30 protein-coding genes and 3 pseudogenes are annotated in these 25,595 nt (G+C 67.8%); 20 read left to right on the top strand and 13 right to left on the bottom strand.

Features of this window, described 5'->3' with window-relative positions; genetic code table 11:
- The first annotated feature begins 8 nt into the window (after window positions 1–8).
- From creD to ASD25_RS09945, 7 genes and pseudogenes are all read left to right on the top strand, one after another.
- Window positions 9–1,511 carry a cell envelope integrity protein CreD gene (creD, locus tag ASD25_RS09970; protein ID WP_082572320.1) on the top strand — a complete coding sequence of 501 codons (1,503 nt, stop codon included), beginning with the start codon at window positions 9–11 and terminating at the stop codon, window positions 1,509–1,511.
- Window positions 1,511–1,615: pseudogene (locus tag ASD25_RS33140) on the top strand (succinate dehydrogenase iron-sulfur subunit); the annotation flags it as partial. The gene creD and the pseudogene ASD25_RS33140, both read left to right, overlap by 1 nt.
- Before the next feature lie 101 nt (window positions 1,616–1,716).
- A pseudogene (locus tag ASD25_RS30350) lies at window positions 1,717–1,993 on the top strand (2Fe-2S iron-sulfur cluster-binding protein); the annotation flags it as partial.
- Window position 1,994: 1 nt separating this feature from the next.
- On the top strand, window positions 1,995–2,580 hold a 586-nt coding region (locus ASD25_RS09960), incomplete at its 5' end, for a succinate dehydrogenase iron-sulfur subunit (protein ID WP_156389270.1).
- Window positions 2,581–2,901, top strand: coding sequence for a 2Fe-2S iron-sulfur cluster-binding protein (locus ASD25_RS09955; RefSeq protein WP_056616888.1), 321 nt, complete (start codon window positions 2,581–2,583; stop codon window positions 2,899–2,901).
- Window positions 2,902–2,990: 89 nt separating this feature from the next.
- Complete coding sequence (locus ASD25_RS09950; RefSeq protein ID WP_200943579.1) at window positions 2,991–3,716, top strand: kinase; 726 nt, start codon at window positions 2,991–2,993, stop codon at window positions 3,714–3,716.
- On the top strand, window positions 3,713–4,042 hold the full coding sequence (locus tag ASD25_RS09945; protein WP_056616883.1) for a PilZ domain-containing protein: 330 nt from the start codon (window positions 3,713–3,715) through the stop codon (window positions 4,040–4,042). The genes ASD25_RS09950 and ASD25_RS09945 overlap by 4 nt, the downstream gene beginning before the upstream one ends.
- 7 nt (window positions 4,043–4,049) lie before the next feature.
- Here ASD25_RS09945 and ASD25_RS31895 read toward each other — a convergent pair.
- From ASD25_RS31895 to ASD25_RS09935, 3 genes and pseudogenes are all read right to left on the bottom strand, one after another.
- A pseudogene (locus tag ASD25_RS31895) lies at window positions 4,050–4,592 on the bottom strand (MotA/TolQ/ExbB proton channel family protein); the annotation flags it as partial.
- A 1-nt stretch (window position 4,593) separates the two neighbouring features.
- On the bottom strand, window positions 4,594–4,997 hold a 404-nt coding region (locus ASD25_RS31890), incomplete at its 3' end, for a motility-associated protein (protein WP_369816562.1).
- An 81-nt stretch (window positions 4,998–5,078) separates the two neighbouring features.
- A complete protein-coding gene (locus ASD25_RS09935) occupies window positions 5,079–6,878 on the bottom strand; it encodes a long-chain-acyl-CoA synthetase (protein ID WP_056616878.1) in 1,800 nt (599 codons plus the stop codon).
- A 263-nt stretch (window positions 6,879–7,141) separates the two neighbouring features.
- Here ASD25_RS09935 and ASD25_RS09930 point away from each other — a divergent pair, with 263 nt between their 5' ends.
- Both ASD25_RS09930 and ASD25_RS09925 read left to right on the top strand, forming a co-directional pair.
- Entirely contained in the window at window positions 7,142–7,603 is a 462-nt protein-coding gene (locus ASD25_RS09930; protein ID WP_056616875.1) for a hypothetical protein, read from the top strand.
- 151 nt (window positions 7,604–7,754) lie between these two features.
- Window positions 7,755–8,381 carry a hypothetical protein gene (locus tag ASD25_RS09925; RefSeq protein ID WP_056616872.1) on the top strand — a complete coding sequence of 209 codons (627 nt, stop codon included), beginning with the start codon at window positions 7,755–7,757 and terminating at the stop codon, window positions 8,379–8,381.
- Between the two features lie 53 nt (window positions 8,382–8,434).
- On the opposite strand, the gene ASD25_RS09920 is transcribed toward ASD25_RS09925, so the two are convergent.
- From ASD25_RS09920 to ASD25_RS09910, 3 genes are all read right to left on the bottom strand, one after another.
- Complete coding sequence (locus tag ASD25_RS09920) at window positions 8,435–9,769, bottom strand: sorbosone dehydrogenase family protein (RefSeq protein WP_056616870.1); 1,335 nt, start codon at window positions 9,767–9,769, stop codon at window positions 8,435–8,437.
- Window positions 9,770–9,787: 18 nt separating this feature from the next.
- Entirely contained in the window at window positions 9,788–10,321 is a 534-nt protein-coding gene (locus ASD25_RS09915) for a lipocalin family protein (protein WP_056616869.1), read from the bottom strand.
- A gap of 76 nt (window positions 10,322–10,397) precedes the next feature.
- Window positions 10,398–11,312, bottom strand: a complete 915-nt coding sequence (locus tag ASD25_RS09910; protein WP_235562689.1) for a DUF1206 domain-containing protein — start codon at window positions 11,310–11,312, stop codon at window positions 10,398–10,400.
- A 204-nt stretch (window positions 11,313–11,516) separates the two neighbouring features.
- On the opposite strand from ASD25_RS09910, the gene ASD25_RS09905 reads away from it, so the two are divergent.
- The 3 genes from ASD25_RS09905 (at window position 11,517) to ASD25_RS09895 (ending at window position 14,268) form a co-directional block, all read left to right on the top strand.
- Window positions 11,517–12,461, top strand: a complete 945-nt coding sequence (locus tag ASD25_RS09905; RefSeq protein ID WP_056616866.1) for an ABC transporter ATP-binding protein — start codon at window positions 11,517–11,519, stop codon at window positions 12,459–12,461.
- A 5-nt stretch (window positions 12,462–12,466) separates the two neighbouring features.
- Window positions 12,467–13,234, top strand: a complete 768-nt coding sequence (locus ASD25_RS09900; RefSeq protein WP_056617200.1) for an ABC transporter permease — start codon at window positions 12,467–12,469, stop codon at window positions 13,232–13,234.
- An 86-nt stretch (window positions 13,235–13,320) separates the two neighbouring features.
- On the top strand, window positions 13,321–14,268 hold the full coding sequence (locus ASD25_RS09895; RefSeq protein ID WP_056616865.1) for a hypothetical protein: 948 nt from the start codon (window positions 13,321–13,323) through the stop codon (window positions 14,266–14,268).
- A 214-nt stretch (window positions 14,269–14,482) separates the two neighbouring features.
- Here the strand turns inward: ASD25_RS09895 and ASD25_RS09890 are convergent, their stop codons facing one another.
- Window positions 14,483–14,860, bottom strand: a complete 378-nt coding sequence (locus ASD25_RS09890; RefSeq protein ID WP_056616862.1) for a hypothetical protein — start codon at window positions 14,858–14,860, stop codon at window positions 14,483–14,485.
- A 160-nt stretch (window positions 14,861–15,020) separates the two neighbouring features.
- Here ASD25_RS09890 and ASD25_RS09885 point away from each other — a divergent pair, with 160 nt between their 5' ends.
- Together ASD25_RS09885 and ASD25_RS09880 are read left to right on the top strand one after the other, a co-directional pair.
- Window positions 15,021–15,719, top strand: a complete 699-nt coding sequence (locus ASD25_RS09885; protein WP_056616859.1) for a dihydrofolate reductase family protein — start codon at window positions 15,021–15,023, stop codon at window positions 15,717–15,719.
- Between the two features lie 2 nt (window positions 15,720–15,721).
- Entirely contained in the window at window positions 15,722–16,378 is a 657-nt protein-coding gene (locus tag ASD25_RS09880) for a glutathione S-transferase family protein (RefSeq protein ID WP_056616857.1), read from the top strand.
- Here ASD25_RS09880 and ASD25_RS09875 read toward each other — a convergent pair.
- A complete protein-coding gene (locus ASD25_RS09875) occupies window positions 16,375–16,614 on the bottom strand; it encodes a zinc-finger domain-containing protein (RefSeq protein WP_056616852.1) in 240 nt (79 codons plus the stop codon). The two genes, ASD25_RS09880 and ASD25_RS09875, sit on opposite strands and share 4 nt — an antisense overlap.
- A gap of 62 nt (window positions 16,615–16,676) precedes the next feature.
- Window positions 16,677–16,931 (bottom strand): hypothetical protein, encoded by a 255-nt coding sequence (locus tag ASD25_RS09870; RefSeq protein ID WP_056616849.1) that lies wholly within the window; start codon window positions 16,929–16,931, stop codon window positions 16,677–16,679.
- A 164-nt stretch (window positions 16,932–17,095) separates the two neighbouring features.
- Between ASD25_RS09870 and ASD25_RS09865 the strand changes: the two genes are divergently transcribed.
- Window positions 17,096–18,070 carry an ABC transporter ATP-binding protein gene (locus ASD25_RS09865; RefSeq protein ID WP_056616847.1) on the top strand — a complete coding sequence of 325 codons (975 nt, stop codon included), beginning with the start codon at window positions 17,096–17,098 and terminating at the stop codon, window positions 18,068–18,070.
- On the opposite strand, the gene ASD25_RS09860 is transcribed toward ASD25_RS09865, so the two are convergent.
- From ASD25_RS09860 to ASD25_RS09850, 3 genes are read right to left on the bottom strand one after another with little or no spacing between them, the layout of a single operon-like run.
- Window positions 18,067–18,441: a hypothetical protein gene (locus ASD25_RS09860; RefSeq protein WP_056616844.1), complete on the bottom strand. Its 375-nt coding sequence runs from the start codon at window positions 18,439–18,441 to the stop codon at window positions 18,067–18,069. The genes ASD25_RS09865 and ASD25_RS09860 overlap by 4 nt on opposite strands.
- A 34-nt stretch (window positions 18,442–18,475) precedes the next feature.
- Entirely contained in the window at window positions 18,476–19,471 is a 996-nt protein-coding gene (gene bioB / locus ASD25_RS09855) for a biotin synthase BioB (protein ID WP_056616841.1), read from the bottom strand.
- Between the two features lie 42 nt (window positions 19,472–19,513).
- Window positions 19,514–20,854 (bottom strand): amidohydrolase family protein, encoded by a 1,341-nt coding sequence (locus ASD25_RS09850; protein WP_156389248.1) that lies wholly within the window; start codon window positions 20,852–20,854, stop codon window positions 19,514–19,516.
- 161 nt (window positions 20,855–21,015) lie between these two features.
- Between ASD25_RS09850 and ahcY the strand changes: the two genes are divergently transcribed.
- The 3 genes from ahcY to ASD25_RS09835 are packed head-to-tail and all read left to right on the top strand — an operon-like array spanning window position 21,016 to window position 23,210.
- Window positions 21,016–22,410, top strand: a complete 1,395-nt coding sequence (gene ahcY / locus ASD25_RS09845; RefSeq protein ID WP_056616835.1) for an adenosylhomocysteinase — start codon at window positions 21,016–21,018, stop codon at window positions 22,408–22,410.
- Between the two features lie 9 nt (window positions 22,411–22,419).
- On the top strand, window positions 22,420–22,626 hold the full coding sequence (locus ASD25_RS09840; protein WP_056616831.1) for a twin transmembrane helix small protein: 207 nt from the start codon (window positions 22,420–22,422) through the stop codon (window positions 22,624–22,626).
- 5 nt (window positions 22,627–22,631) lie between these two features.
- Window positions 22,632–23,210: a cob(I)yrinic acid a,c-diamide adenosyltransferase gene (locus ASD25_RS09835; protein WP_056616827.1), complete on the top strand. Its 579-nt coding sequence runs from the start codon at window positions 22,632–22,634 to the stop codon at window positions 23,208–23,210.
- A gap of 155 nt (window positions 23,211–23,365) precedes the next feature.
- Here ASD25_RS09835 and ASD25_RS09830 read toward each other — a convergent pair whose 3' ends face one another.
- The gene (locus ASD25_RS09830) at window positions 23,366–23,698 is read right to left on the bottom strand and encodes a hypothetical protein (protein WP_056616824.1); all 333 of its coding nucleotides are present in this window, start codon (window positions 23,696–23,698) and stop codon (window positions 23,366–23,368) included.
- A gap of 122 nt (window positions 23,699–23,820) precedes the next feature.
- On the opposite strand from ASD25_RS09830, the gene ASD25_RS09825 reads away from it, so the two are divergent.
- Window positions 23,821–24,534, top strand: a complete 714-nt coding sequence (locus ASD25_RS09825; RefSeq protein WP_056616821.1) for an electron transfer flavoprotein subunit beta/FixA family protein — start codon at window positions 23,821–23,823, stop codon at window positions 24,532–24,534.
- Window positions 24,535–24,636: 102 nt separating this feature from the next.
- Entirely contained in the window at window positions 24,637–25,566 is a 930-nt protein-coding gene (locus ASD25_RS09820; protein ID WP_056616818.1) for an electron transfer flavoprotein subunit alpha/FixB family protein, read from the top strand.
- The last annotated feature ends 29 nt before the right edge of the window (window positions 25,567–25,595 follow it).

Genomic DNA, 25,595 nt, shown 5'->3' with positions numbered 1-25,595 from the left:
GAACGCCCATGGCCCGCACGCCCCGGACGCCCCCCGTCGACCAGCCGCCACCCGCGCAGCCTGCCGCGCAGACGGTGGAATCCTTCGCGCGGGTGAACCTGCCGCGCCGGTCCATGGGGCTTAAGCTGCTGCTGGTCTGCGCCCTCGCTCTTCTGATGAGCATTCCGGCGCTGTTCGTGTTCGGTCTGCTGATGGATCGCAGCAACCGCGCCGAAAGCGTCGCCGCCGAGATCGGCGACATGATGGGCGGGCCCCAGACCTTCCTCGGCCCGGTGATCGCCATCCCCTACAGCCGGCCCGCCGACATTGCAGACGCCGGTCCGGCCGGCGCGGCCGTCGCCAGCACCCGGCCTCCGGTCAACCGCACGAACGATGTCTGGTACGTCTTCCCGACGCGCGGCAAGGTCGATGTGGCCACGGATTCCGAGGTCCGCAAACGCTCCCTGTTCCGCGTCACCGTCTATGAGGCGACCGTCGGCTACACCGCCCGGTTCGATCTCGCCAACGTCGGCGCCGAGCTCCCGCGCGGGGCGGTTCTGGACTGGAGCCGGGCCGAGCTGCTGCTGGGCGCCTCGGACGCCCGCGGCGCCCGGGCCGATCTGCGTCTGACCCTGGCCGGCCGCACCGTGGCCCTGACACCGTCCAACCTCGTCGGTTCCGTCCGGTTGAATGACGGCCCGTCCGAGAACGGCCGCCGCAACTATCGCGGCGACGGCGAGACGCGCGAACTTCAGCTGTTCAGCACCCCGCTGACCGAGGCCGACCGCGCGACAGGCGCGCTGGATGTCGCCGGCCGCGCCACCTTCTCCGGCGCCCAGCGCGTCGCCGTGGTGGCCTTCGCCGGCACCACCGAGGCGGCGATCAAGGGCGACTGGCCCCACCCGTCCTACAACGGCGGCTTCCTGCCGGCGCGTCAGGAGACCCCGGCCAACGGCTTCGACGCCAGCTGGTCCGTGCCCTTCATCGCCCGCGGCATTCCGGTCGAGGGCGGCTCCGACGCCCTGGCCCGCCTCGGCGCCACCGAACTGGGCGTCAGCTTCGTCGAGCCCGCCAATCCCTATCAGTCGGTCAGCCGTTCGCTGAAATACGCCCCGATGTTCATCGGCCTGGTCTTCCTGGCCTATTTCCTGTTCGAGACCACGACCGGTCGCCGCGTCCACCCCGCCCAGTACATTCTCGTCGGCATGGCGCAGGTGATCTTCTACATGCTGCTGCTGTCGGTGGCCGAGCACACGGGCTTCGACCTCGCCTTCCTGCTGGCCGCCGCGGCCACCGTGGGCCTGATCTCCGCCTACGCCGGCTGGACCTTCGACAGCCGCAGGCAGGGCGTCCGCGCGCTGGTCGCCTTCACCTTCCTGTACGGCCTCATCTATATGCTGATGCGGCTCGAGGACTATGCGCTGCTGGTCGGCGCCCTCTCCAGCTTCGCGGCCATCGCCGCCGTCATGTATTTCACCCGCAAGGTCGACTGGTACGGCGTTACGGGCACCGGCGCCAAGGACATCGCCTGATGGTTCAGCTCACCCTCCCCAAGGGCTCCAAACCCGTACGCGGCAAGGTCTACAAGGCCCCGGCCGGCGCGAAGAACGTCAAGACCTACAAGGTCTATCGCTATGACCCCGAGGTCGACGCCGACCCGCGCTGGGACACGTTCGAGATCTCGGCCGACGATCACGGCCCGATGCTGCTGGACGCCCTGATCCACATCAAGAACGNCCTTCAGCTGCCGCGCCTGATCGGCGGTCAGCATGCCGAGGGTGGCGCAGGTCTCGAGCCCCAGTGACCCCGAGGTCGACGCCGACCCGCGCTGGGACACGTTCGAGATCTCGGCCGACGATCACGGCCCGATGCTGCTGGACGCCCTGATCCACATCAAGAACGAGATCGACCCGACCCTGACCTTCCGCCGCTCGTGCCGCGAGGGCATCTGCGGTTCGTGCTCGATGAACATCGACGGGCGCAACACCCTGGCCTGCACCAAGGGCTGGGAGGANCCTGACCTTCCGCCGCTCGTGCCGCGAGGGCATCTGCGGTTCGTGCTCGATGAACATCGACGGGCGCAACACCCTGGCCTGCACCAAGGGCTGGGAGGAATGCTCGTCCTCGACCATCTCGATCGCGCCCCTGCCGCACCAGCCGGTGGTCAAGGATCTGGTGACGGACCTGACCCTGTTCTACGCCCAGTACGACTCGATCCAGCCCTACCTCCAGTCCGACGAGCCGGACCCGGAGAAGGAGCGCATCCAGCTGCCCGAGGACCGCGCCAAGCTGGACGGCCTGTACGAATGCATCCTGTGCGCCTGCTGCTCGACGTCCTGCCCCAGCTACTGGTGGAACCAGACGGAATACCTCGGCCCCGCAGCCCTGCTGCAGTCCTACCGCTGGATCGCCGACAGCCGCGATGACGCAACGGACAAGCGCCTCGACGACCTTGAGGACCCGTTCAAGCTCTACCGCTGCCACACCATCATGAACTGCGCCCAGGTCTGCCCCAAGGGGCTGAACCCGGCCGAAGCCATTGCGAAGACGAAGCAGCTGATGGTTTCGCCATCGCGCAAGAAGACGGAAGTGGCCGCCTGAGTGGCAAAAATTAGATACATCGAGCACGACGGCCGCGAGCATGTGGTCGAGGTGAAGAACGGCCTGTCGGTCATGGAAGGGGCGATCCGCAATAACGTCCCCGGCATCGACGCCGACTGCGGCGGGGCCTGCGCCTGCGCCACCTGCCACGTCTATGTCGACGAGGCCTTCGCCGCCGAGACCGGCCGCGCTTCGGCGATGGAGGAGTCGATGCTGGACTTCGCCGAGAACGTCCAGCCGAACAGCCGCCTGTCCTGCCAGATCCGGGTTTCTGACGATCTGGACGGCCTGATCGTGCGCCTGCCCGAGAACCAGCACTGACCGGCCGCGCGAGCCCGGCGGATCCCCGGCTCGTCGACCTGATCGGCCGCCTGATCGCGACCGGTCCCCGGGCCGGCGTCGGGCCGCCCGTGATCGCCATCGTGGGTGCCCAGGGGTCGGGCAAGACGACGCTCGCCCGCGCCGCGGCTGAAAAGTTCGGCGGCGTGCAGATCTCGATCGACGACGTCTATCTGACCCGCGCCCGGCGCGAGGCGATGGCGGAGGAAGTTCACCCCCTGTTTCTCACGCGCGGGCCGCCGGGCACCCACGATCTGCGGATGCTGGGCCGACTGATGAAGGCGCTGGGCACGGCCCGTCCCGACGACAAGACCCTGCTCCCCGACTTCGACAAGCGAGGGGACGACCGCCGGCCTATCCGCGAGTGGCGCGTCTTCGAAGGACGGCCGCGCGCCATACTGGTCGACGCCTGGTGCCTGGGCGCCCTGCCCGAGGATGAGGCCGCCCTGGCCGAACCGGTCAATGCCCTTGAGCGCGACCGGGACCCCGACGGGACCTGGCGGCGCGCCGTCAACGGTTTCGTCGCCGGCTCCTATGCCGACTTCGCGGCGAAGTTCGACGCCATCGTGTTTCTCAAGGCCCCGGGCTTCGAGGTCGTGCTCGACTGGCGCAGCCAGCAGGAAGCGGACCTGCTCGGCGTCACGCCGGGCCGGCTGCCCGCCGCGGAGCGCCGCCATCTGGCGGTCTTCATCCAGTTTTTCGAACGCATCACGCGGCGAATGCTGGATGGCGGCGTTATTGCGCATACGGTCGTGCCGCTTGATCGCGACCGCCGCCCTGGTTCCATTCCCGAATGACACAGCAGCCCCCGGACCGCCGCTTCGAACCGAGACACGCGGCCAACGCACGCGGGGTCGTGGTCGCGCCCGGGCTCGAGATGCCGTGCCTCATCGTCGACCAGTCCGCCAGCGGCATGCGCATCCGGCTGGATCGCGGCTTCGCGCTGACGGGAACCGTCATCGTGATCGACCTGGCCCGCGGCATCGCCATCGAGGCCTCCGTGGCCTGGAGCAAGGGTCTGGAGGCAGGACTCAAGCAGTCCGGTCAGACCTCCCTGCGGGGGCTTGTACCGTCGCGCTTCGCCGCCGCGCGGGAAGCGCTGCGCCGGGCGGGGTGGGGCTAGGCCTCGATCAGGCCTCGGCCGGAGCGCCCGACAGGGACTCTTCCATCTCGAGGAAGGACGGCTGGGCCGAGGACGGAATGTCGCCGCGGCCGATCTCGACCGAAATCTGCGCCGCATTGCCGTGCAGGTGGGCGACCAGAACCGACTGGATGATCTTGTAGAAGGCCGACTCCTCGTCGACGATCGCCTTCAGGCGCGAGGCGATGGGTCCCACAAGGCCATAGGCCAGGAACACGCCCAGGAAGGTGCCGACCAGCGCCCCGCCGATCATGCCGCCAAGAACTTCCGGCGGCTCCGAGATCGAGCCCATGGTCTTGATGACCCCCAGCACGGCGGCGACGATGCCCAGGGCGGGCAGGGCGTCGGCCAGGGCCGTCAGGGCGTGCGGCGCCTCGAGCGCCTCGTGGTGGTGCTTTTCCAGCTGCTTTTCCATGGCGTCCTCGATCTGGTGCGGATCCTCGAGGTTCATGGTCATCATGCGCAGGGTGTCGCAGATGAAGTCCGTGGCGAAATGGTCCTTCAGGACCTTGGGATATTTCTGGAAGATGGTNATCATGCGCAGGGTGTCGCAGATGAAGTCCGTGGCGAAATGGTCCTTCAGGACCTTGGGATATTTCTGGAAGATGGTGCTCTCGGCCGGCTTCTCGATGTGGCTTTCCAGCGCGATGACGCCCTTCGACTTCATCGTCTTGGTCAGCTGGAACAGCAGGGACAGCAGGTCCTTGTAGTCCTGCTTCTTCCATTTCGGGCCGGCGAAGGCCTTGCCCAGACCGCCTAGCGTCGCCTTCATCGTGGTGGTGCTGTTCGAGATCAGGAAGGCGGCCAGACCGGCCCCGCCGATGGCCATCATCTCATGCGGCAGGGCGTGCAGGATGACCTCGAACTTGCCGCCCGAGATGACGTAGCTGCCGAACACGAGGGCGAACAGCAGCACGATGCCGATAATCTGGAACATGGAAGAGCGTCAGTCCTGCGCGCGCGAGAGACGCCGACCATCGCCGTTAATGATTAAGGGGCGGTTGCGAACCGGTAACCTTCAGAGCCGCGTCTCGCCGCTCAGGATCGCCTTCACCGCGGTTTCGCTCAGCTTGGTGTAGCCGCTCTTGCCGCCGCGAACATACAGAACCCCCTCGACCTTTTCCGGATCAAAGCCGTCGGCCACCAGATCGGTCTTCTTGTATTTGAACGTCCCGGTGGTGTCGGCGGACTTGATCAGCCGCACAAAGGCCGGCCGGGCGTAGACGGGCAGTTCCTGATCGACCCAGTCGGCGAAGGACCGGGCCGCGAACTTCCCGTCGACGACCAGGGCGACCATCCCGGCCTTGCCGTCGTGGCCGGGCACGGGGACGCCATAGGCGATGACTTCCTTGACTCCGGGGGCGTCGGCCAGCCTCTGCTCGACCTCGGCGGTCGAGACGTTCTCGCCCTTCCAGCGGTAGGTGTCGCCGATCCGGTCGATGAAATAGACATAGCCTTCGCTGTCCTGCTTCATCAGGTCGCCGGTGCGGAACCAGCGGTCGCCGCGCGTGAAGACGTCTCGCAGGATCTTCTTCTCCGAAGCCGCCTTGTCGGCATAGCCCGAGAAGGCGTGGCGGATGTCGTCGCCGATCATCCCCAGCGCCTCGCCGACCTCGCCCGCCTTGGCCAGCTGGCACAGACCGTCCGCGCCGCGCACCGGCTCCTCGGTGTCCATGTCGAACCGCACGAGACGGAAATTGATCTGCTTCTTGAGGAAGCCGGGCACGCGGCCGATGGCCCCTGGCTTGCCGTCGAAATTGAACACCGAGACATTGCCCTCGGTCGAGCCGTAGAATTCCAGAATGTCGGGAATCGCGAACCGCTTCTGGAAGTCGGACCAGACGTCGGGCCGCAGGCCGTTGCCGAACGCCAGACGCAGCTTGTGCGACCGCTCGTCCGGGTTCTCGGGGCAGTTGACCAGATAGCGGCACAGCTCGCCGATATAGACGAACAGGGTCGCGCCCGAGGCCTTCACGTCGGGCCAGAAGCTGCTCGCCGAGAACCGCTTGCGCAGCACCAGCTTGCCGCCGTTCAGCAGCGCGGGGCCGACTCCCACGAGGCCGCCGGTCGAATGGTACAGCGGCAGCACGTTGAAGGTGACGTCCTTGTCCGTGGCCGCCGTGGCCCCGGCGAAGGCGCGCATATAGGTGCGGGCCCGGGCGTGGGTGATCCGCGCCGCCTTGGGCATGCCGGTCGTGCCCGAGGTGTAGATGTACATCGCTGTGTCGCGGTTGGTCAGGCCAAACCGCGCCGAGCGCGCCGGCCGCACCGAAGACCCGCTGCGCACCGGCTTGTCGAGGCCGCGCCGCTCGTCGGCCTCGTCCTCGTCCTTCAGCCCCAGCACCCACAGCATCAGATTGCGGCCAGACAGGGCGCGGGCGTCCTCGACCCGTTTCCAGCAGTCCTCGTCTGTGACCACCTGCGACGCGTTGGAAATCGACAGGCAGTGAGCGAGCGCGTGGCCGGTCAGGTTGGTGTTGATCAGGGCCGTGGCCACCCCGACCTTGGCGAAGCCCAGCCAGGCGGCGACGTATTCGGCCCGGTTCAGCATTACGAGGGCGATGGTGTCGCCGCGCTTCAGCCGCCGGCTCTGGGCCCAGTGTCCGAACCGGTTCGCCATGGCGTCCAGTTCGCGATAGCTCAGCGTGCGGCGGTCGTCCTCGATAGCGGGATGATCGGGGAATTTGTCGACGGCCTCTTCCCAGTCATCGCAGACCAGATCGGCGCTATCGAGCGTGATCGGCTTGATGCGATTGAGCAGGCGCCGCAGCCCCTTGGCGAAACGCATGTTGCGCTTGATGTTCGCCACCAGACCCATCGTCGTATCCACTCCGTCGTCCGTCGCCCCCCTTGGTGATGGACAAGCCCGTCGCCGCGGTCAACCGGCAGGGGAATCTGAACAGCGTTTCATACCGTGTGCGCGCGGGTTTGCCCCGGGGCGTGGCGCCGATGCGGCGGTGACGTAGCGTCAGCACTCCAATTCGGGAGCCGCGCTTGAAGATCGCCTCAAGCTTGGGCTTAATCGGCGAACAGGGGTGTGCGGCGTTGGGGCCGTGAGGGGCCCCCGGGGGGACTTGAACCATGCGACTTCTCATCGCCGCCACGGCCTGCGCCCTGGCGATCACCGGGGCCGCTTCGGCCCAGGACTACAACGCCGATCCAAACTACGGCGACATCACCCTGTCGCCGGGCTTCACGCCCGATCCGCATCTGGTCAGCCTGCGCGCCGGAGGCGCCGTCAGCGCCACCGCCGCCGGCAGCGGTTGCTCCGGCTACATCACCAGCGCGCCGGACTTCCGCCTGAACTGGAGCGGCAAGGGCTCGCTGAACATCAAGATTTCGGTGCTCTCCAAGGCCGACACCACACTGGTCGTCAACGGGCCCAACGGCGAGTGGTACTGCGACGACGACACGGGCGAGGACAACAATCCGCTCATCACCCTGGCCTCGACCGGGGGACGTTACGAAATCTGGGTCGGCACCTATTCGAGCGGCGATCCGCAACCGGCCGTCCTGTCTATTTCAGAAATCAATAACTTCTGACGACTCACGCCAAGTAAAGCGCCAAGCCAGGAGCTTCACCGTTGTTGCCTCAATTGTGGCGACAACGGTGTTTCTTCGCGGCTGCAACAAAAATCACGGAACCGTGGTCTGACAAGACTGTTCCTTCTCCCACGTTATTGGAGGAACAGATATGACCGTCACCTATAACCCTGATCCGCTGAACCCCTATTCGGAACGTTCCGAGATCCGGCCGCTGACCGGCGACCGGGTGGACCTGAACGCCCGGCCCGCCATGGCCGATGAGCCGTTCGTCCCCGTCTACGCCCGCCGCGGCAAGGCCGCGCGCCGGACGGCCGGCAAGGTCCCGGCCTGGATGATCCTGGCCCCCGTGGGCGTCATCGCGCTCGGCGCGATCGTCGCCATGATGCTGATGGACAACGGCGGCGAAACCACCGCCCCGCTGGCCGAGCCCGCTGCGACCGCCCCGGTCGTCGCCGCCACGCCGCTTGTGAGCGCAACGCCCGCGACCAGCGCCTCGACGCCCGCTCCCGTCGTTTCGACCCCGGCTCCGGCTCCCGTAGTGCGTGAGGCCGCGCCCGTCCGGCGCGCCGCCGCCCCGGCTCCGGTCCGTCGCGCAACCACGCCGACCGCGCCGCGCACCGCCACGACCGCGCCGACAGCCCGCGTCGTGACTCCGGCGCCGGCGTCCTCCTCGACCGCCACGCTCAACACGGCCCCGACCCCGGCGCCCGCCGTCACGGTCACCCCGGCGCCGACGCCCCCGGCCCCGGTCATCGTGGTCGAACCGCTCAACTGATCGAGCGCTGAAAATGAAGACCCCGGCGGAGCGATCCGCCGGGGTTTTTCGTGTCAGGCGGCAGGGGCGGCGGGCGACACCCGCCAGATGATATTGCCCACATCATCGGCCACCAGCAGCGCTCCCAGCCGGTCGAACTGCACCCCGACCGGCCGGCCCATCGCCTGATCCTCGTCGTTGAGGAAACCCGTCAGAATATCCCGGGGCGGGCCCGCAGGCGCGCCATTGGCGAAGGGCACGAAGATCACCCGATAGCCGTTGCGCGGCTTGCGGTTCCACGACCCGTGCTGACCGACGAAGGCGCCGCCGCGATACGACGCCGGAAACAGCGACCCTTCCCCGAACGTCAGGCCCAGCGAGGCGGTGTGCGCGCCCAGCGCATAGTCGGGCTTCAGCGCCCGGGCGACCATGCCGGGGTTGGCCGGCTCGACCCGCGTGTCGACGATCTGGCCGTAGTAGCTCCACGGCCAGCCATAGAAGCCGCCCGGCGTCACCGAGGTCATGTAGTCGGGCACCAGATCATTGCCGAGCTCGTCCCGCTCATTGACCGACACCCACAGCTTGCCGCTGTCCGGCTGCCAGGCCATGCCGACCGGATTGCGCAGGCCCGAGGCGTAGATGCGATGAGCGCCCGTCGCCGGGTCGATCTCCCACACCGCCGCCCGGCCCTCTTCCTCGTCCAGCCCGTTCTCGCCGATATTGGAGTTCGAACCGACGCCCACGTACAGCCGCGACCCGTCGGGACTGGCGACCATGCTCTTGGTCCAGTGGTGGTTCCGTTGCGCGGGCAGGTCGACGACCTTGCGCGGCGCGGCCGTGATCTGCGTCTGGCCGGCCTGATAGGGGAAGGCCACCACGGCGTCCGCGTTGGCGACGTAGAGCGTGTCCCCCACCAGCGCCATGCCGAAGGGCGACATCAGGTTGGTCAGGAAGGCGGTCTTCGTCTCCGCCGTCCCGTCCCCGTCCGCGTCGCGCAGCAGGGTGATGCGGTTGGCGCTGGGAACCTTGGCGCCGGCCTTCTTCATCACCAGACCCTGGACCCAGCCGCGGATCCCGCCCGTCCCGCCGGAATCGAGGCCCTCGGGCTTCGGCGGGGCGTTGCTCTCGGCCACGAGGATGTCGCCGTTGGGCAGGCGGTACAGCCAGCGCGGATGATCCAGACCGCTGGCGAAGGCCTGGACCCGGAAGCCGGGCGCGGCCACCGGCGTGCGTCCGGCGGGCCAGCCGACGGCGTCGGCGACATTGACGGTCGGGAACAGCGCGCGGCTCGGCGCCGGCAGGGTCGGATCGGGACCGAACCCGGCGGACGGGTCCAGCGCCTCATTGCCTCCGCAGGCGGCGAGGGTGAGGACGGCGGTCGAAACGGCGAGCAGGGTCAGGCGGGACATGGGCGGCTTTCCGGCGGGTCAGAAGGCAGGGAATTCCAGACGGCTGACATCATAGCCCAGCGCCTCGGCCCGGGAGACCAGCGCGCGGCGTTCAGCGGCGTCAGGGACCTCGCGGGTGTAGATCCATAGCTTGTTGAAGGTGGGGTCGGCGGAGATGAACCAGCTGTAGTCCTCGGCGTGATCCAGCACCCAGTAGTCCCAGGTGACCAGACCGCCGAAATAGCGGGCGCGCAGCTTGGCGTTGGTTCCCGGATCGAGGATTTCGCCGCGCGCCCCGACGGCCTTCTCGCGGCCCTGCGGGGTGTCGACCTGGCACGTGTCGCGGATGTCGACCCGCGTCGGATTGACCAGAACATAGCTGGTCGCGCCTGCGACACAGCCGTCGGTGATCCCCATGGGCAGGCGCGCGATTTCGAGCCAGCGTCCGGAATAGAAGCGCTCGGGATCGACCGCCCGGGCTGGCTGTGGGGCCCGCACCTGATCGGGCGACGGCGCGGTGACGCAGGCGGAAACGCCAAGGGACAGGGCGAGGGCGGCGGCGGCGATACGCATGGCGAGACGGGCTCCGGCAGCGAAGGAATACCGGAGATACGGCGCAGGTTCCGCCGGGACGCGGTCGGCGCTGAATTCAGGTCAGGGGGTTGAGATCGTGCGGCGGCTGGATGCGACGGAACCGGGCCTCCACGAAGGAGAAGGCGCCGAAGGCCATCAGCCCCAGCGCGGTGAAGGCGAGAATCCACGGCCCGCCCGGCTGCGCCTCCAGCCCGTCCAGCGCGGCCCCGAAACTGCGCACCTCCGAGGCCCGCGAGTGCAGGCCTCCAAGAACCACGAAGATCCCCAGCGGAATGAACGAGACGCCGCGCGCCACATTGCCCGCCTTGGCCAGGGGCGCGACGCGGCGGCAGACCTTGGCCGAGCAAGCCAGCTTCTTCGTGAAGTCCTCGCGCAGCCCGTTGACGATGTTGCTGACGCCGACGCCGACGATCCCCAGGCCGATGGCGATCAGCAGCCAGTCGCCGAACGGCAGGCTCAGCACCATGGCGGCCTTGTCCTGATTGGCCGCCGTTTCCACCGCATTGGGATCGACCGGCTGCTTTTTCAGCAGGCCGAAGACGGACACCGCGAGAATGCCGTGGAACAGGCCGTTGCACGCCTGGCTGGCCCGTTTCATCAGCCCCTTCCACGTCGTGCCCACGTGGTCGGCGTCGAACACCGATTGCAGCACGCACCACTGGACGAAGGCCAGCAGCCCCAGCCCCAGCAGGATCAGCCACACCCGCTCGAACGGCTGTTCGGCCAACCAGAAGGTCGCCTCCTTGGACCCGGCCGCGTCACGGATGCGATCCGTGGCCGCCAGCAGGGTCAGCACCCCCGCCGACAGATAGACGAAACCGAGGGCGCCATAGCCGACCCGCGCGGCCGCCTCGATCAGCCGGTCCAGGGTCGGCACGCGCCGCAGCAGGGGAGAGTGTTTGCGTCCGGCCTCGCCGAGGGCGGCGAGACGACGGCGGATCTCATGGCGGGCGTCGGCGAAGGCAGTCACGGGCGTCTGTACTCGGGGGAACGGCAAGGCCATGGAACACGCGGGCGTCGCAAAGGCTCCGCTTGTCCCCACAGACATCCGGGACCCCGCCCTGCCGCCGCCCGGGTCAGGCGGAAAAGACCGTGCAAATCGTGAAGCTTGCGTCTTGAGCGCCGGACAATCGGCGCCATATTCGCCCGGCGACCGGATGTCGCAGGAGACGCCATGGCCCCGGTCATCGAAATCACGGGTCTGACCAAGACCTACAAGTCCGGGCTGCAGGCCCTCAAACCCATCGATCTGACGATCAACAAGGGCGAGATCTTCGCCCTGCTGGGCCCCAACGGCGCCGGCAAGACCACCCTGATCTCGGTCGTCTGCGGCATCGTCACCCCGACCACCGGAACCGTCGTCGCCGACGGCCATGACATCCAGAGCGACTACCGCGCGGCGCGCTCGAAGATCGGTCTGGTCCCGCAGGAGCTGACCACCGACGCCTTCGAGACCGTCCTGGCCACCGTGACCTTCAGCCGGGGCCTGTTCGGCAGGTCGCCGAACCCCGCCTTCATCGAACAGGTGCTGCGCGATCTCAGCCTGTGGGAGAAGCGCAACGACAAGATCATGACCCTGTCCGGCGGCATGAAGCGCCGCGTCATGATCGCCAAGGCCCTGAGCCACGAGCCCGACATCCTGTTCCTTGACGAGCCCACGGCCGGCGTCGACGTCGAGCTGCGCCGCGACATGTGGAATCTGGTGCGGGGCCTGCGCGAGCGCGGCGTCACCATCATCCTGACCACCCACTATATCGAGGAGGCCGAGGAGATGGCCGACCGCGTGGGCGTCATCCTCAAGGGCGAGCTGATCCTCGTTGAGGAAACCTCCGCCCTGATGAAGAAGCTGGGCAAGAAGACCCTGACCCTGAATCTTCAGGAGCCTCTGACCGCCGTGCCGGCCGAGCTGGCCGAATGGTCGCCGACGCTGAAGGCCGACGGCAACGAGCTGGAATACGTCTTCGATTCCAACCTCGAGAAGACCGGCGTGCCGTCCCTGCTGCGCAAGCTGTCGGACCTCGGCATCGCCTTCAAGGATCTGCACACCAGCCAGAGCTCGCTGGAGGACATCTTCGTCAGCCTCGTGCATCGCGACAAGACCACGGGAGCCGCGGCATGAGCAGCATGACCTTCAACGGCCACGGCGTCTGGGCCATCTACAAATTCGAGATGGCCCGGGCCATCCGCACCATCTGGCAGTCGGTCGTCACCCCGGTGATCACCACGGCCCTGTATTTCGTCGTCTTCGGCTCTGCCATTGGCAGCCGGATGACCGAGATCGACGGCGTCCCCTATGGCGCCTTCATCGTGCCCGGCCTGATCATGCTCAGCCTGTTCACCCAGTCGATCTTCAACGCCTCGTTCGGCATCTACTTCCCCAAATTCACCGGCACCATCTACGAGCTGCTGTCGGCCCCCGTGTCGCCGCTCGAGATCGTCATCGCCTATGTCGGGGCCGCGGCGACCAAGTCGGCGGTGCTGGGACTGATCATCCTGGCCACGGCGGCCTTCTTCGTGCCGCTGCAGATCCTGCATCCGCTCGAGATGCTGGCCTTCCTGATCCTGATCTCCACGACCTTCAGCCTGTTCGGCTTCATCATCGGCATCTGGGCCAACGGCTTCGAACAGCTGCAGATGATCCCGATGCTGGTGGTCACGCCCCTGACCTTCCTCGGCGGCTCCTTCTATTCGATCGACATGCTGCCGCCGATGTGGCGGACGATCACCCTGTTCAACCCGGTGGTCTATCTGATCTCCGGTTTCCGCTGGACCTTCTACGGCTCGGGCGACGTCGGCATCGCGGCCAGTCTGGCGGCGACGCTGGGCTTCCTGTTCGTCTGCCTGGCCATCGTGGGCTGGATGTTCAAAACCGGCTATCGTCTGAAGAACTAGGCCCGTCACGAAACGGGCCATTTCGGCGGACACCCTGACCGTCGTAAGCGTTGAGGAAGCGCGCCCGCCGGGGCGCGGGAGTCTGAATGTCCACCGAGTCCGACAAGAAGCCCCTGAACGGAACGCCCGAGCCGTTCCGCCGCCCCGTGGTCTGGGGCCGGCCGCCGGCGACCGTGTTCCGCGCCGGCCCGCTGCCCAGGGGCGACAGCCTGCCGCCCCTGCCCGAACCGCCGCGCGCGCCGAGGCCTGCGCCGGCTCCCGCCGCCGGAATCTTCAGCGGCTCGATGATTCCCCGCGCCGCGCCCCGGCCCGCGCCGGCTGCTGCGCAGCCCGCAACGCTCGCCCCTGCTGTTGTGGAAGAAGCCGCGGTCGCGGCGTCGCCTGCGCCCGCTCCGGCCCCCACGCCCGCTCCCGCGCCAGATCTGACGGTCCGCCCGCTGCCGCCCGTGGAACCCGCGCCGGCCCGCCCCGCTCCGAAACCGGCCGTAACTTCCGCGCCTGCGACTCCCCGTCCAACCGTCGTCGAAGCGACGCCCGTCGGCTCCACCCTGCAGGCCGCGAGCGCCCGCGGAAAATCTTCGGGCCGCACCGCCCTGTACGGCGGCGTCGCCGTCGCCGCGGTCGCCGTCATTGCGGCGGCCGGCTGGTTCATGACACGCACCCCGGCCCCGGCTCCCGCCGCCGAGGCGCCCGCCTCCGTCGCACCGGTCGAGGCGGCGCCTGCGCCCGTCATTCGGGCGGCCACGCCCGCACCGGCCGCGACGGCGCCCGAGCCCGCTCCGGTCCCGGCCTCTACCACGCCGGCGACCCGCCCCGCGCCCGTCGCGGCGCGAGGGGAGACGCCCCGTCCCGCCGCCGCTACGCCCGCCCGCGTGACGCCGCCGCCCGCAGCGACTCCGCCGCCCGCGATCACCACCGCGCCCCTGATCGAGATCGCGCCCGCTCAGCCCGCCGGCCCTCCGCCGACCGAGGCGGAACGCCCCCCGTCCGATCCTGACGCCCCGATCGCGACCCGACCCCAGCCTGTCGGATAGAAAACCGCACGCTCGCCGGGCCTACGACCAAATCTGACGCAGGCCCATGCTTTCATCACCGGACCCGTCCCGGGTCAGGTCTTTGAAAGCTGAATTCTGGCGAGACGCCTCCGCAGTACCTATGCTTCGCACGGTTCTCTGCACCGTCCCCGTGGTGGCGGCGCATGAGACTCATGAGACTCATGAGACTGTTTTTTTCGTCCCGGACCCGCCGCTAGCGGATGGCGACGTAGCCGCGCTCGACCATGCGGCGCAGCCCTTCATAGGCTTCTGCCAGCTCTTCATAGGCGATGCGGGCCGAGGTCAGCCGGGCGATCTGGTCCGGGGTCGAGGGCGCGCCCGATTCCGACTGCCGCAGGCTCTCGGCCACCCATTTGCCCCGCGCCGTGGCCGTCATGATCGCCAGCTTCTGGAAGGTCGGCGCGTCGAGCTTCGGCAGCATCTGGCCGATGATCTCGCGGTTGGCGATGAAGGCCGAATAGTCGATCCGTTCCAGCAGGCCGCGGACGCGCCGCTGTTCCGCCGGATCGGCGTCCTGGGGCTCGAAATGATCGCGCTGGCGGCGATAGCCGCCGGTCTGGATCGTGGACATGACGCCTCCGGAAAAGGTCCGATCCCAAGCGTGCGCCGCGTCGATTAACGCCCCGTTAGCCCTGTTTTCCCGCCTGCCCCGGCCCGCGCGCGATTTGACACCCGCGCCCACGCCGGGGTCAGTTCCTGTCCGATCCGCCTGCCGAAGAGGAGTTTCCGAAATGACCGCTGCAACCAGCCTCGCTGGAGGCCTGACCCCGGCCGGCAAGGTGCGCGTCAGCGCTTACAGCGTCTCCATCGACGGCTTCAGCGCGGGCCCTGATCAGAGCCTGGAACACCCCCTCGGCGTCGGCGGCGAACGGCTGCACCAATGGGTCTTCCCGACCGACAGCTTCAGAACCCGCTTTGGCCAGTCCAATGGCGAGACGGGCGTGGATGACGGCTTTTCCCGGCGCAGCATGGAGGGGCTGGGCGCGTGGATCCTCGGTCGCAACATGTTCGCGCCGAGCCGCGGCGACTGGCCCGATGACGACTGGAAGGGCTGGTGGGGCGAAGAGCCGCCCTATCACGTGCCCGTCCTGGTCCTGACCCACCACGCCCGCGATCCGCTCGAGATGGAGGGCGGCACGGTCTTCCACTTTGAAACGGGGGGCGTCGAGGCGGCGCTGGCAAGGGCGCGAGCCTTCGCGGGCGACAGGGACATCCGCATCGGCGGCGGCGCCGAAACCATCCGCCAGTATCTGCGGCTCGGGCTGATCGACGAACTGCATGTGGCTGTCTCGCCTGTGGTGCTCGGCCGGGGCGAACCCTTCTGGGAGGGCCTCGATCTTCCGGCCCTCGGCTACGAGGTCGCATCCAGCACGGCGGGCGAACGGGCCACCCATCTGATCCTGAACCGCGTCGCAAAGGACGAGCGCTGACCATGGCCCTGCAGCTCTACTCCCATCCCTACGCCGCCTATGGCCAGAAGGCGTCCGTCGCCCTGTACGAGCTGGGCCTGCCGTTCGAGCTTCGGCTGGTTGACGCCAATGACGAGGCGAGCATGGCCGCGTTCCGGGAAGTCTCGCCCTTCGGCAAAATGCCGGTTCTCGTCGACGGCGAACGCCGCCTCGTCGAATCCAGCATCGCCATCGAATACTTGGACGGGCTCGCCGGCGGCGGCCGGCTCATCCCGGCGGATCCCGATGCGGCGCTGGAGGCGCGGCTGATCGACCGCATCGTCGACATCTACATCGGCGGCCCCATGAACCGCATCATCCCGCGCAAATTCCGGCCCGCAGGCAACGAAGACCCCTACGGCGACGCCCAGGACGAGGCCGTTCTGGCGAGCGGATGGGACTGGCTGGAGGACCGCCTGTCCGACGGTCGGACCTGGGGCGCGGGCGAAACCTTCACCTTGGCGGACTGCTGCGCCGCGCCGATCCTGACCTATGCCCGGCGGCTGGTTCCGTTCGGCGACCGGCCCCTGCTGAAGGCATGGCACCGGCGGTTGATGGCGCGGCCGTCATTCGTCCGGGCGCTGGAGGACGCGGCCCCGTTCGGCGATCTGATGCCGGCGCCGCCGGCCCGCGACGACTAGTGCGCCTCGGGCGGTCGGGCGGCGGGGCTGAAGTATTCGTCTTCGGGCTTCGGATGGGCGCTCAGGACGAAACGGCGGTCGCAATAGGCGCATTCGACGAAATCGTCCCCGCCCATGTCCATATAGACCAGCGGGTGGCCCAGGGCTCCGCCGCCGCCATCGCACGCGACCCGTTTGGTCGGGACCACAATGTCTTCCGGCGGCGGGATGATGGCGTCGGGGTGACGGGGCGGCATGGCGCGATCTCGGAACTGCATAAGCGGCGGGACCGATTCCCTAGGCGTGAGCGGGTTCTGCGTCAAACCGTCTGCGAGCGTTTGCGGAAGACCCGGTCGAACAGCGCCTTGCGCCGCTTGAACAGCGACCAGCCCAGTGAACCCGCGGCGACCCACAGGCCGATCTCGCCGACGACAGCGGCCGGGCCGCCGAACATCAGGGCTTCGCGCATATCCAGCTGGCCCGTCCGGTTCAGGATGACGATGGCCGTGAAGGCGCCGTAGCCGAGGAGGCAGAAGGCAAAGGCCGTCCAGCCGATCATTTTGGTGCGGGTCATTGTAGACGTTCCGTCAAGCGTGCTGTTCATAATGACAAGGATACTTGACATTTGATCGCGATATGTCAAGCGTCATTGACACAGATGATCGGCAGATCGCGCGCGGCCTTGGCGACGCCGCCCGGCAAGCCTACCTAGGCCGGCCAGCCCAACGGAAAGCCTGCATGCCCGAAGCGACCGCCCTGCCCGTCAACGCCATCGAGGTGCGCGGACTGGAAAAGACCTACGCCGGGACGAAGAAGGCGCCGCCCAAGACGGCGCTGCGGGGCGTCGATCTGGTCATTCCGCGGGGCTCGATGTTCGGCCTGCTGGGTCCCAACGGCGCCGGCAAGTCGACCCTGATCAACATCCTCGCGGGCGTGGTGAACAAGACCGGCGGCACGGCCTCGATCTGGGACCGCGACATCGACAAACAGCCGCGCGACGCCCGGGCGGCCCTCGGCGTGGTGCCGCAGGAAATCGTCGCCGACGTCTTCTTCACCCCGCGCGAGGCGCTGGAGGTGCAGGCCGGCTTCTACGGCGTGCCCGCCAATGAGCGCCGCTCCGATGAACTGCTTGCGGCGCTTGGCCTGTCCGACAAGGCCCACGCCTATGTCCGCGCCCTCTCGGGCGGCATGAAGCGCCGCCTGATGGTGGCCAAGGCGCTGGTGCATAACCCCCCGATCCTGATCCTCGACGAGCCCACCGCCGGGGTCGACGTCGAGCTGCGCCGCCAGCTGTGGGAGTACGTACGGCGCATCAACGCCGAGGGCGTGACCGTCCTGCTGACCACCCACTATCTGGAGGAGGCGCAGGAGCTCTGCGACACCATCGCCATCATGAACCGGGGCGAGGTGGTGGCCTGCGAGCCCACCCCGCAGCTGCTGCGCCGGCTGGACACCCGCAACGTCGTGGTGACGCCCGAGGGCGAGCTCAACGGCCTGCCTGCCCTGAAGGGCTTCGAGGCCGTGGCGCGCCCGAACGGGGCCTTCGTCGTCACCTACCGCAAGGGCCAGTCGTCAGTGGAGCAGGTGCTGGCGGCCGTACGGGCGGCCGGCGTGACCATCGCCGACATCACCACCGAGGATCCTGATCTGGAAGATGTCTTCCTGGCGCTGACCTATGGCGACGCCAGCCAGGTCAGTCCGACGAAGGACTAGATCACCATCACCGTGCCGATGAGCAGTCGCGCGCCCGCGCGGCCCATGGCGGTGTTGGTCGCCGCCTGAAGCTGGGCGACCAGCCGCTCGACGTCCGGCGGGGCGCCGGGCAGCAAGGCGCTGGCCGCCTGCTGAACCACGACGGCGTAGGCGGCGCGCAGTCGCGGCGCCGACTGGGCCACGCGGGTCCGCAGGGCGGCGTCCGCGGTATCGAGGCCGAGTTCGACCGTCATCACGCCGCGCCGGCCGCCCGAGCGGATAACGTTGGCGGTGATGGTCGGCAGCCGCAGATAGCTGGCCTGTGGCGCGCCGGAGCCGCCACTGGTTTTCGATGTCCGGGACTTCAGTCCGAGAAGGGCGCGGCGTTCCATGGGCCGACCCTGACACACGGCGCTTAAGGCGTGGTTACGCCGCCGCCTCCAATCCCCTCGGCTCCATCGGTTTCAGATCCAGCAGGGCGAACAGTGCGGCGTCCTCGTCCTGTTCGGGATTGGGCGTGGTCAGCAGCTTGCCGCCGACGAAGATGGAATTGGCCCCGGCGAGGAAGCACAGCGCCTGCATCTCGGCGCTCATGGTCTCGCGGCCCGCCGACAGGCGCACCATCGCCTTCGGACAGACCAGACGGGCGACCGCGACGGTGCGGACAAACTCGATCGGATCGATCTGGCCCTCGGCCAGCATCCGCTCGCCCAACGGCGTGCCGGTGACCGGCACCAGCGCATTGACCGGCAGGCTGTCGGGATGCTCCGGCAGGGTCGCGAGCGCATGCAGCAGGCTGGCCCGATCCCGCCGCGCCTCGCCCATGCCGACGATGCCGCCGCAGCAGGTCGCCATCCCTGCGTCCCGCACGTGCTGCAGGGTGTCGAGCCGGTCCTGATACGTCCGGGTCGTCACGACCTGGGCGTAGTATTCCGGGCCGGTATCAAGATTGTGGTTGTAATAATCGAGCCCGGCGTCCTTCAGCTGCCGCGCCTGATCGGCGGTCAGCATGCCGAGGGTGGCGCAGGTCTCGAGCCCCAGCGCCTTCACGCCGGCGATCATGGTGGCCAGCTTCGGCGTGTCCCGGTCCTTCAGCTCGCGCCAGGCCGCGCCCATGCAGAAGCGGCTGGCCCCACCGGCCTTGGCCGCCATGGCCTCGGCGAGAACGGCGGTGGCGTCCATCAGCTTTTCGGCCTTCAGACCGGTCTGGAAACTGGCCGACTGGGAGCAGTAGCCGCAGTTCTCGGCGCAGCCGCCGGTCTTGATCGACAGCAGCTGGCTCTTTTGCAGTTCCGACGGATCGAACCAGCGGCGGTGGACGGTCGCGGCCTCGAACACCAGTTCCATGAAGGGCCGGGCGAACAGCGCCTCCACCTCGGTCAACGTCCAGTCGTGGCGGGGGGCGGCGAGGTCCTGGGTCATGCGAGCCTGCTTAGCTCCACCCCACGCCCCCGCCAAGCCGCCTTACTCCTCGTCGCGGTAGACCCGGCCGTCGCGCATCACGAAATCCATCGAAGTCAGCACGGTGACGTCCGTCAGCGGATCGCCGTCTACCGCGACGATATCCGCCCGCTTGCCCGGCTCCAGCGTGCCGATCTCGGATGACAGGCCCAGCAGGTCGGCGGCGTTGACGGTAGCCGCCTGGATCGCGCCCATCGGCGTCATGCCGTGCTGGACCATCAGGGCGAACTCGTCGGCGTTGCGGCCATGCTTCGACACGCCCGCGTCGGTGCCGAAGGCGATCTTCACGCCTGCCGGAACCGCCCGTTGCAGGGACTGGCCGGTGATCGAGATGCGCCAGCGGATCTTGGGCAGGACCTCGGGCGAATAGGCGTTCGGATCGGCGGCCAGCCGCTCGATATAGCCGTTCACCGTCGACAGGGTCGGCACATAATAGGCGCCGGACTGACGGAAGAGGCGGATCGTTTCGTCGTCGAAAATGGTGCCGTGCTCGATCGAGTCCGCCCCCATCCGCAGCGCCAGATTGATGCCGTCCGCACCGTGGGCGTGGACCGCAACCTTAAGGCCGTACAGATGCGCCGTGTCGATGAGGGCGCGGGCCTCGTCCTCGAACATCTGGGCGCCGAGCCCGGCGCCGATGCGGCTGTTCACGCCGCCCGTGGTGGCGATCTTGATGACATTGGCGCCGCGTCCGACCTGGACGCGCACCGCCTCGCGGCAGCTTTCGGGACCGTTGCAGACGTTGTCGTGCGGAATGTCGTCGCGGAGCTCGTCGTTGAAGCCCAGCCGCCCGTCCATATGTCCCGACGTCGTCGAGATGCTGTTCCCGGAATCGACGATGCGCGGACCGGGCAGGCTATGAGCGGCCGTGGCGTCGCGCAGGGCCATGGTGACCCCGCCGTCGTCGCCCAGATTTCGCACGGTGGTGAAGCCGGCCATCAGGGTCTTCCGGGCATTCTCGGCCGCGCGGTAGGCGTGTGTCGGCAGGTTTTCGGTGATCCCGGACAGGAAGCCGGCCTGGCCGCCGAGGTCAGAAACCAGATGCACGTGGCTGTCGATCAGGCCGGGCAGGACGAAACGATCGCGCTGATCGATGATGGTCGCGCCGGGAAAGGCGGCGGCGTCCACGAAGCCGTCGCGGATCTCGACGACCCGTCCGTCACGCACCACCACGGTCGAGGGTCCTCGCGGCGCCTGGCCGGGGCGGTCCAGCAGCCGGCCGGCCTGGATCAGGGTGACAGGACCCTGTTCGACCGTCACCGGAGGTGCGGTCTGGGCCTGCGCCGTTGCCGCACCCAGACCCAGCAGCGCCACGCCGCCAAGGCTCGCCATCCATCTGTTCATCGTCACCCTCCCCGGATCATCCGCCATGTTGCGCGCACTCGACGCCGTTCCGCCAGAGAGGCCAACACGACAAACACATAAAGATATCCTTATGTGTTTCTTGCTCCGGGGACCGTCCCGGTCTATAGGGCGCGCGAACAATCTCCCGGAAAGCCCCCTTCATGACCGACTACATCGTCCGCGACATCTCGCTTGCCCCGTTCGGCAACAAGGAAATCGCCATCGCCGAAACCGAAATGCCCGGGCTGATGGCCCTGCGCGAAGAGTTCGGCGGCCAGCAGATCCTGAAGGGCGCCCGCATCGCCGGCAGCCTGCACATGACGATCCAGACCGCCGTCCTGATCCAGACGCTCGAAGCGCTGGGCGCCGACGTCCGCTGGGCCTCGTGCAACATCTTCTCGACCCAGGACCACGCCGCAGCCGCCATCGCCGCCAACGGCACGCCGGTGTTCGCCACCAAGGGCGAGACGCTGGAAGAGTACTGGGACTACGCCCACAAGATCTTCGAATGGGCCGACGGCGGCTATCCGAACCTGATCCTCGACGACGGCGGCGACGCCACCCTGCTGTGCGTGCTCGGCCCGAAGGCTGAGAAGGACGGCACGCTGCTGGACAACCCGCAGAACGAGGAAGAGGAAGCCCTCTACAAGGTGATGAAGCGCTACATCGCCGAGAAGCCCGGCTTCTATTCGGCGATCCGCGACGCCATCGGCGGCGTGTCGGAAGAGACGACCACGGGCGTTCACCGCCTGTACGAAATGGCCAAGAAGGGCGATCTGCCGTTCCCCGCCATCAACGTCAATGACAGCGTCACCAAGTCCAAGTTCGACAACCTGTACGGCTGCCGTGAATCGCTGGTCGACGCGATCCGCCGCGGCACCGACGTCATGCTGTCGGGCAAGGTCGCCGTGGTCTGCGGCTATGGCGACGTGGGCAAGGGCTCGGCCGCCTCGCTGCGCCAGGGCGGCGCCCGCGTGAAGGTCACCGAAGTCGATCCGATCTGCGCCCTGCAGGCGGCGATGGAAGGCTATGAGGTCGTCACCGTCGAGGACGTGGCCGGCGAGGCCGACATCTTCGTCACCGCCACGGGCAACAAGGACGTCCTGACCGTCGAACACATGCGGGCGATGAAGAACAACGCCATCGTCTGCAACATCGGCCACTTCGATTCCGAGATTCAGGTCGCGGGCCTGAAGAACTTCAAGTGGGACGAGATCAAGCCGCAGGTGCACCACGTCGAGTTCCCGGACGGCAAGAAGATCATCCTGCTGTCGGAAGGCCGTCTGGTGAACCTGGGCAACGCCACGGGTCACCCGTCGTTCGTGATGTCGGCGTCCTTCACCAACCAGACGCTGGCCCAGATCGAGCTGTGGACCAACGCCAAGTCCTACGAGAACCAGGTCTACACCCTGCCCAAGCACCTCCGAGGGCCCGTTCAAGCCGGAACACTACCGCTACTAGGGCGACCTGGAGCAAAAGACCGGAAGGGGCCCGCGTCATATGGCGCGGGCCCTTTTTGCTGCGCATCGCTGGCTTCGCGGAGGCGGGGCGCCTAGACTGCGGCCATGGGCGACGTTCTGAACATCCTGATCCTGCTGGCCATCGCGGCGGTGGCCATCACTCTCGGCTTCGGCATCTATTCGCTGTATCGGGGCGGCGATTTCGCGCGGTCGCATTCCAACAAGCTGATGCGGCTGAGGGTCGCGCTGCAGGCGCTGGCGATCGTGTTGCTGGTCGTCGGCATGTGGTGGAAATCCACGCACGGGGCCTAGACGCCATGGTCGTCCTGAACCGCATCTATACGAAGACGGGCGACGGCGGGCAGACGCGGCTGGCCTCGGGCGCGACGGTGTCCAAGAGCGATCCCCGGGTCGAGGCCTACGGGGCGGTGGACGAGCTGAACGCCGTCATCGGCGTGGCGCGCCAGCATTCGGGTCAGCACGACCGCATCGACGCCATGCTGGGCCGGATCCAGAACGAACTGTTCGACCTCGGGGCCGATCTGGCCACGCCGCTGGAGCCTGCGCCCAAATGGGAGGCGCTGCGCATCCTCGACAGCCAGGTCGAACGGCTGGAGGCGGAGATCGACTGGATGAACGAGAGCCTGAAGCCGCTGGACAGCTTCATCCTTCCGGGCGGGTCGCCGCTGTCGGCCGTGCTGCATCTGGCCCGCACGGTGGCGCGCCGGGCCGAGCGCGAGGCCGTGCGTCTGGTCGAGGCGGGCGAGGCGATGACGCCGGCCTCGATCCGCTATCTGAACCGGCTGTCCGACCATCTGTTCGTCGCCGCCCGCCGGGCCAACGCCAATGGCGCGGACGACGTGAAGTGGAAGCCCGGGGCGACCCGCCAGACCTGACCGGTCGCCAAAAAAACAGTCTCATGAGTCTCATGAGTCTCATCCCGGACGCCGTCGCATCAGGATTCGATTTTCAAAGACCGCGCCCGAACGGGCGTCGGTCAATGAAGCACGCCCGTGCGTCAAAAACGGACGCAGGCCAGGACAGGACTTGTCTATTGCGCCGCCAGGGCCGCGCGCTGACGGTCGGCCTCGGCGTCGCGGGCCTTTTGCTGGGCCGTCAGGGAATCCTCGATCGCCACCAGTTCGCGGTTCTTTTCGGCCGAGGCGGCGGCGCGCTGGCCCGGCAGGGGACGGCCGGTGATTTCGGCGATGGAGATGGGCTGGGCGCAGGTGCGGCCTTCCGGATCCCACCATTTGCCGCCCGCCTCGCAGCGGTCGCCCGGCGCCACGACCAGATTCTCGTAGGCGAACATGCCCGCGATCAGGACGGCGAAGGTCGAGAGAAACAGGATGCTCAGCCGTTTCATGGTCAGGAGGCGGTTCATCTGGGGATTCCCGTGGCTTCAAGGACAAACGAACGAGGTCGTTGACGCGGCGTTACGTTGACAGGCCGGATGCGGCGTACCATTCCGTGACCCAACATTCCGGCGCTTTCGTGGATAGCACAATGAAGGTTCTCGTCCCCGTCAAACGGGTGATCGACTATAACGTCAAGGCCCGCGTCAAGGCGGACCAGACCGGCGTTGATCTCGCCAACGTCAAAATGAGCATGAATCCCTTCGACGAAATCGCCGTCGAGGAGGCCGTCCGCATGAAGGAAGGCAAGGAGCATCACGCGGCCGGAACGGTCAGCGAGATCGTGGTCGTCTCCATCGGCGTCACCCAGGCCCAGGAAACCATCCGCACCGCCCTGGCCATGGGCGCGGACCGGGGTCTGCTGATCCAGTCGGACGCCGATCTGGAGCCGCTGGCGGTCGCCAAACTGCTGAAGGCCGTGGTCGACGAGGAGAAGCCGGACATGGTGCTGCTGGGCAAGCAGTCGATCGACGGCGACAACAATGCGGTCGGCCAGATGCTGGCCGCCCTGCTGGACTGGCCCCAGGCCACCTTCGCCGGCAAGATGCAGACCCTGTCGGCGACCCTGCCGGCGGTGGTGTCGGTGGACCTGCGGCTGAACACGCCGCGCTACGCCAGCCTGCCCAACATCATGAAGGCCAAGAAGAAGGAGATCGCGGTCAAGGCGGTCGCCGACTATGGCGTCGACACGGCGGCACGCCTGAAAGTGGTCAAGGTCACCGCCCCGCCGCAGCGTTCGGCGGGCATCAAGGTGGCTGACGCCGCCGAACTGGTTGCGAAACTCAAGACCGCGGGGGTCCTGTAATGGCCGTTCTCGTTATCGCCGACCGCGACGGCGACACCGTCCGCGACACCACCNCGACGCCGCCGAACTGGTTGCGAAACTCAAGACCGCGGGGGTCCTGTAATGGCCGTTCTCGTTATCGCCGACCGCGACGGCGACACCGTCCGCGACACCACCAACAAGACCGTCACCGCCGCCCTGAAGCTGTCGGGCGATGTGGACGTGCTGGTCATCGGCCAGGGCTCGAAGGCCGCGGCCGACGCCGCCGCGAAGATCGCCGGCGTGCGCAAGGTCCTGCTGGCCGAAAGCGCCGGTCTGGGCCACCAGCTGGCCGAGGCGGTCGAGGCGACCGTGGTTGGTCTGGCGGGCGGCTATGACGCCATCCTTTCGCCGGCCACCACCGACGGCAAGAATTTCATGCCGCGCATCGCCGCCAAGCTGGATGTCGCCCCGATCTCTGACATCATCGAGGTCGTGTCCAACGACACCTTCGTGCGCCCGATCTACGCCGGCAATGCGCTGGAGACGGTGCAGTCGGGCGACGGCAAGAAGGTCATCACCGTGCGCCCGACCAGCTTCGACGCCGCGGCTGAAGGCGGCTCGGCCAAGGTCGAGACCGTGGCGGGCGCGGACGCCGGCAAGGCGGCCTTCGTCAGCGAGGAAATGGTCAAGTCGGACCGCCCTGAACTGGGCGCCGCCAAGATCGTCGTCTCGGGCGGCCGGGCCCTCGGTTCGGCCGAGGAGTTCCACGCCGTGATGGACCCGCTGGCCGACAAGCTGGGCGCCGCCGTGGGCGCCTCGCGCGCCGCCGTGGACGCCGGCTATGCGCCCAACGACTATCAGGTCGGCCAGACCGGCAAGGTCGTTGCCCCGGCCCTCTACATCGCCATCGGCATCTCGGGCGCCATCCAGCATCTGGCCGGGATGAAGGACTCCAAGGTCATCGTGGCGATCAACAAGGACGCCGACGCCCCGATCTTCCAGGTCGCGGACTATGGCATCGTCGGCGACTACAAGGTCGTGGTCCCGGAGCTGATGAAGGCGCTGGGCTAAAGCCCACGGGCGGACCGAGACAGGGCGCG

Source organism: Brevundimonas sp. Root1423 (assembly GCF_001426805.1).
This window is presented reverse-complemented; position numbering and strand designations above follow the sequence as displayed.

Excerpts from the sequence above, each read along its gene's own strand:
- ASD25_RS09830 (WP_056616824.1), bottom strand. The coding sequence starts at position 23,698 with ATGAACCGCCTCCTGACCATGAAACGGCTGAGCATCCTGTTTCTCTCG.
- ASD25_RS09885 (WP_056616859.1), top strand. The coding sequence starts at position 15,021 with ATGACCGCTGCAACCAGCCTCGCTGGAGGCCTGACCCCGGCCGGCAAG.
- ASD25_RS09860 (WP_056616844.1), bottom strand. The coding sequence starts at position 18,441 with ATGGAACGCCGCGCCCTTCTCGGACTGAAGTCCCGGACATCGAAAACC.
- ASD25_RS09915 (WP_056616869.1), bottom strand. The coding sequence starts at position 10,321 with ATGCGTATCGCCGCCGCCGCCCTCGCCCTGTCCCTTGGCGTTTCCGCC.
- ASD25_RS09905 (WP_056616866.1), top strand. The coding sequence starts at position 11,517 with ATGGCCCCGGTCATCGAAATCACGGGTCTGACCAAGACCTACAAGTCC.
- ASD25_RS09900 (WP_056617200.1), top strand. The coding sequence starts at position 12,467 with ATGACCTTCAACGGCCACGGCGTCTGGGCCATCTACAAATTCGAGATG.
- ASD25_RS09890 (WP_056616862.1), bottom strand. The coding sequence starts at position 14,860 with ATGTCCACGATCCAGACCGGCGGCTATCGCCGCCAGCGCGATCATTTC.
- ASD25_RS09850 (WP_156389248.1), bottom strand. The coding sequence starts at position 20,854 with ATGAACAGATGGATGGCGAGCCTTGGCGGCGTGGCGCTGCTGGGTCTG.
- bioB (WP_056616841.1), bottom strand. The coding sequence starts at position 19,471 with ATGACCCAGGACCTCGCCGCCCCCCGCCACGACTGGACGTTGACCGAG.
- ASD25_RS09820 (WP_056616818.1), top strand. The coding sequence starts at position 24,637 with ATGGCCGTTCTCGTTATCGCCGACCGCGACGGCGACACCGTCCGCGAC.
- creD (WP_082572320.1), top strand. The coding sequence starts at position 9 with ATGGCCCGCACGCCCCGGACGCCCCCCGTCGACCAGCCGCCACCCGCG.
- ASD25_RS09925 (WP_056616872.1), top strand. The coding sequence starts at position 7,755 with ATGACCGTCACCTATAACCCTGATCCGCTGAACCCCTATTCGGAACGT.
- ahcY (WP_056616835.1), top strand. The coding sequence starts at position 21,016 with ATGACCGACTACATCGTCCGCGACATCTCGCTTGCCCCGTTCGGCAAC.
- ASD25_RS09875 (WP_056616852.1), bottom strand. The coding sequence starts at position 16,614 with ATGCCGCCCCGTCACCCCGACGCCATCATCCCGCCGCCGGAAGACATT.
- ASD25_RS09880 (WP_056616857.1), top strand. The coding sequence starts at position 15,722 with ATGGCCCTGCAGCTCTACTCCCATCCCTACGCCGCCTATGGCCAGAAG.
- ASD25_RS09825 (WP_056616821.1), top strand. The coding sequence starts at position 23,821 with ATGAAGGTTCTCGTCCCCGTCAAACGGGTGATCGACTATAACGTCAAG.
- ASD25_RS09895 (WP_056616865.1), top strand. The coding sequence starts at position 13,321 with ATGTCCACCGAGTCCGACAAGAAGCCCCTGAACGGAACGCCCGAGCCG.
- ASD25_RS09840 (WP_056616831.1), top strand. The coding sequence starts at position 22,420 with ATGGGCGACGTTCTGAACATCCTGATCCTGCTGGCCATCGCGGCGGTG.
- ASD25_RS09920 (WP_056616870.1), bottom strand. The coding sequence starts at position 9,769 with ATGTCCCGCCTGACCCTGCTCGCCGTTTCGACCGCCGTCCTCACCCTC.
- ASD25_RS09930 (WP_056616875.1), top strand. The coding sequence starts at position 7,142 with ATGCGACTTCTCATCGCCGCCACGGCCTGCGCCCTGGCGATCACCGGG.
- ASD25_RS09945 (WP_056616883.1), top strand. The coding sequence starts at position 3,713 with ATGACACAGCAGCCCCCGGACCGCCGCTTCGAACCGAGACACGCGGCC.
- ASD25_RS09865 (WP_056616847.1), top strand. The coding sequence starts at position 17,096 with ATGCCCGAAGCGACCGCCCTGCCCGTCAACGCCATCGAGGTGCGCGGA.
- ASD25_RS09935 (WP_056616878.1), bottom strand. The coding sequence starts at position 6,878 with ATGGGTCTGGTGGCGAACATCAAGCGCAACATGCGTTTCGCCAAGGGG.
- ASD25_RS09870 (WP_056616849.1), bottom strand. The coding sequence starts at position 16,931 with ATGACCCGCACCAAAATGATCGGCTGGACGGCCTTTGCCTTCTGCCTC.
- ASD25_RS09835 (WP_056616827.1), top strand. The coding sequence starts at position 22,632 with ATGGTCGTCCTGAACCGCATCTATACGAAGACGGGCGACGGCGGGCAG.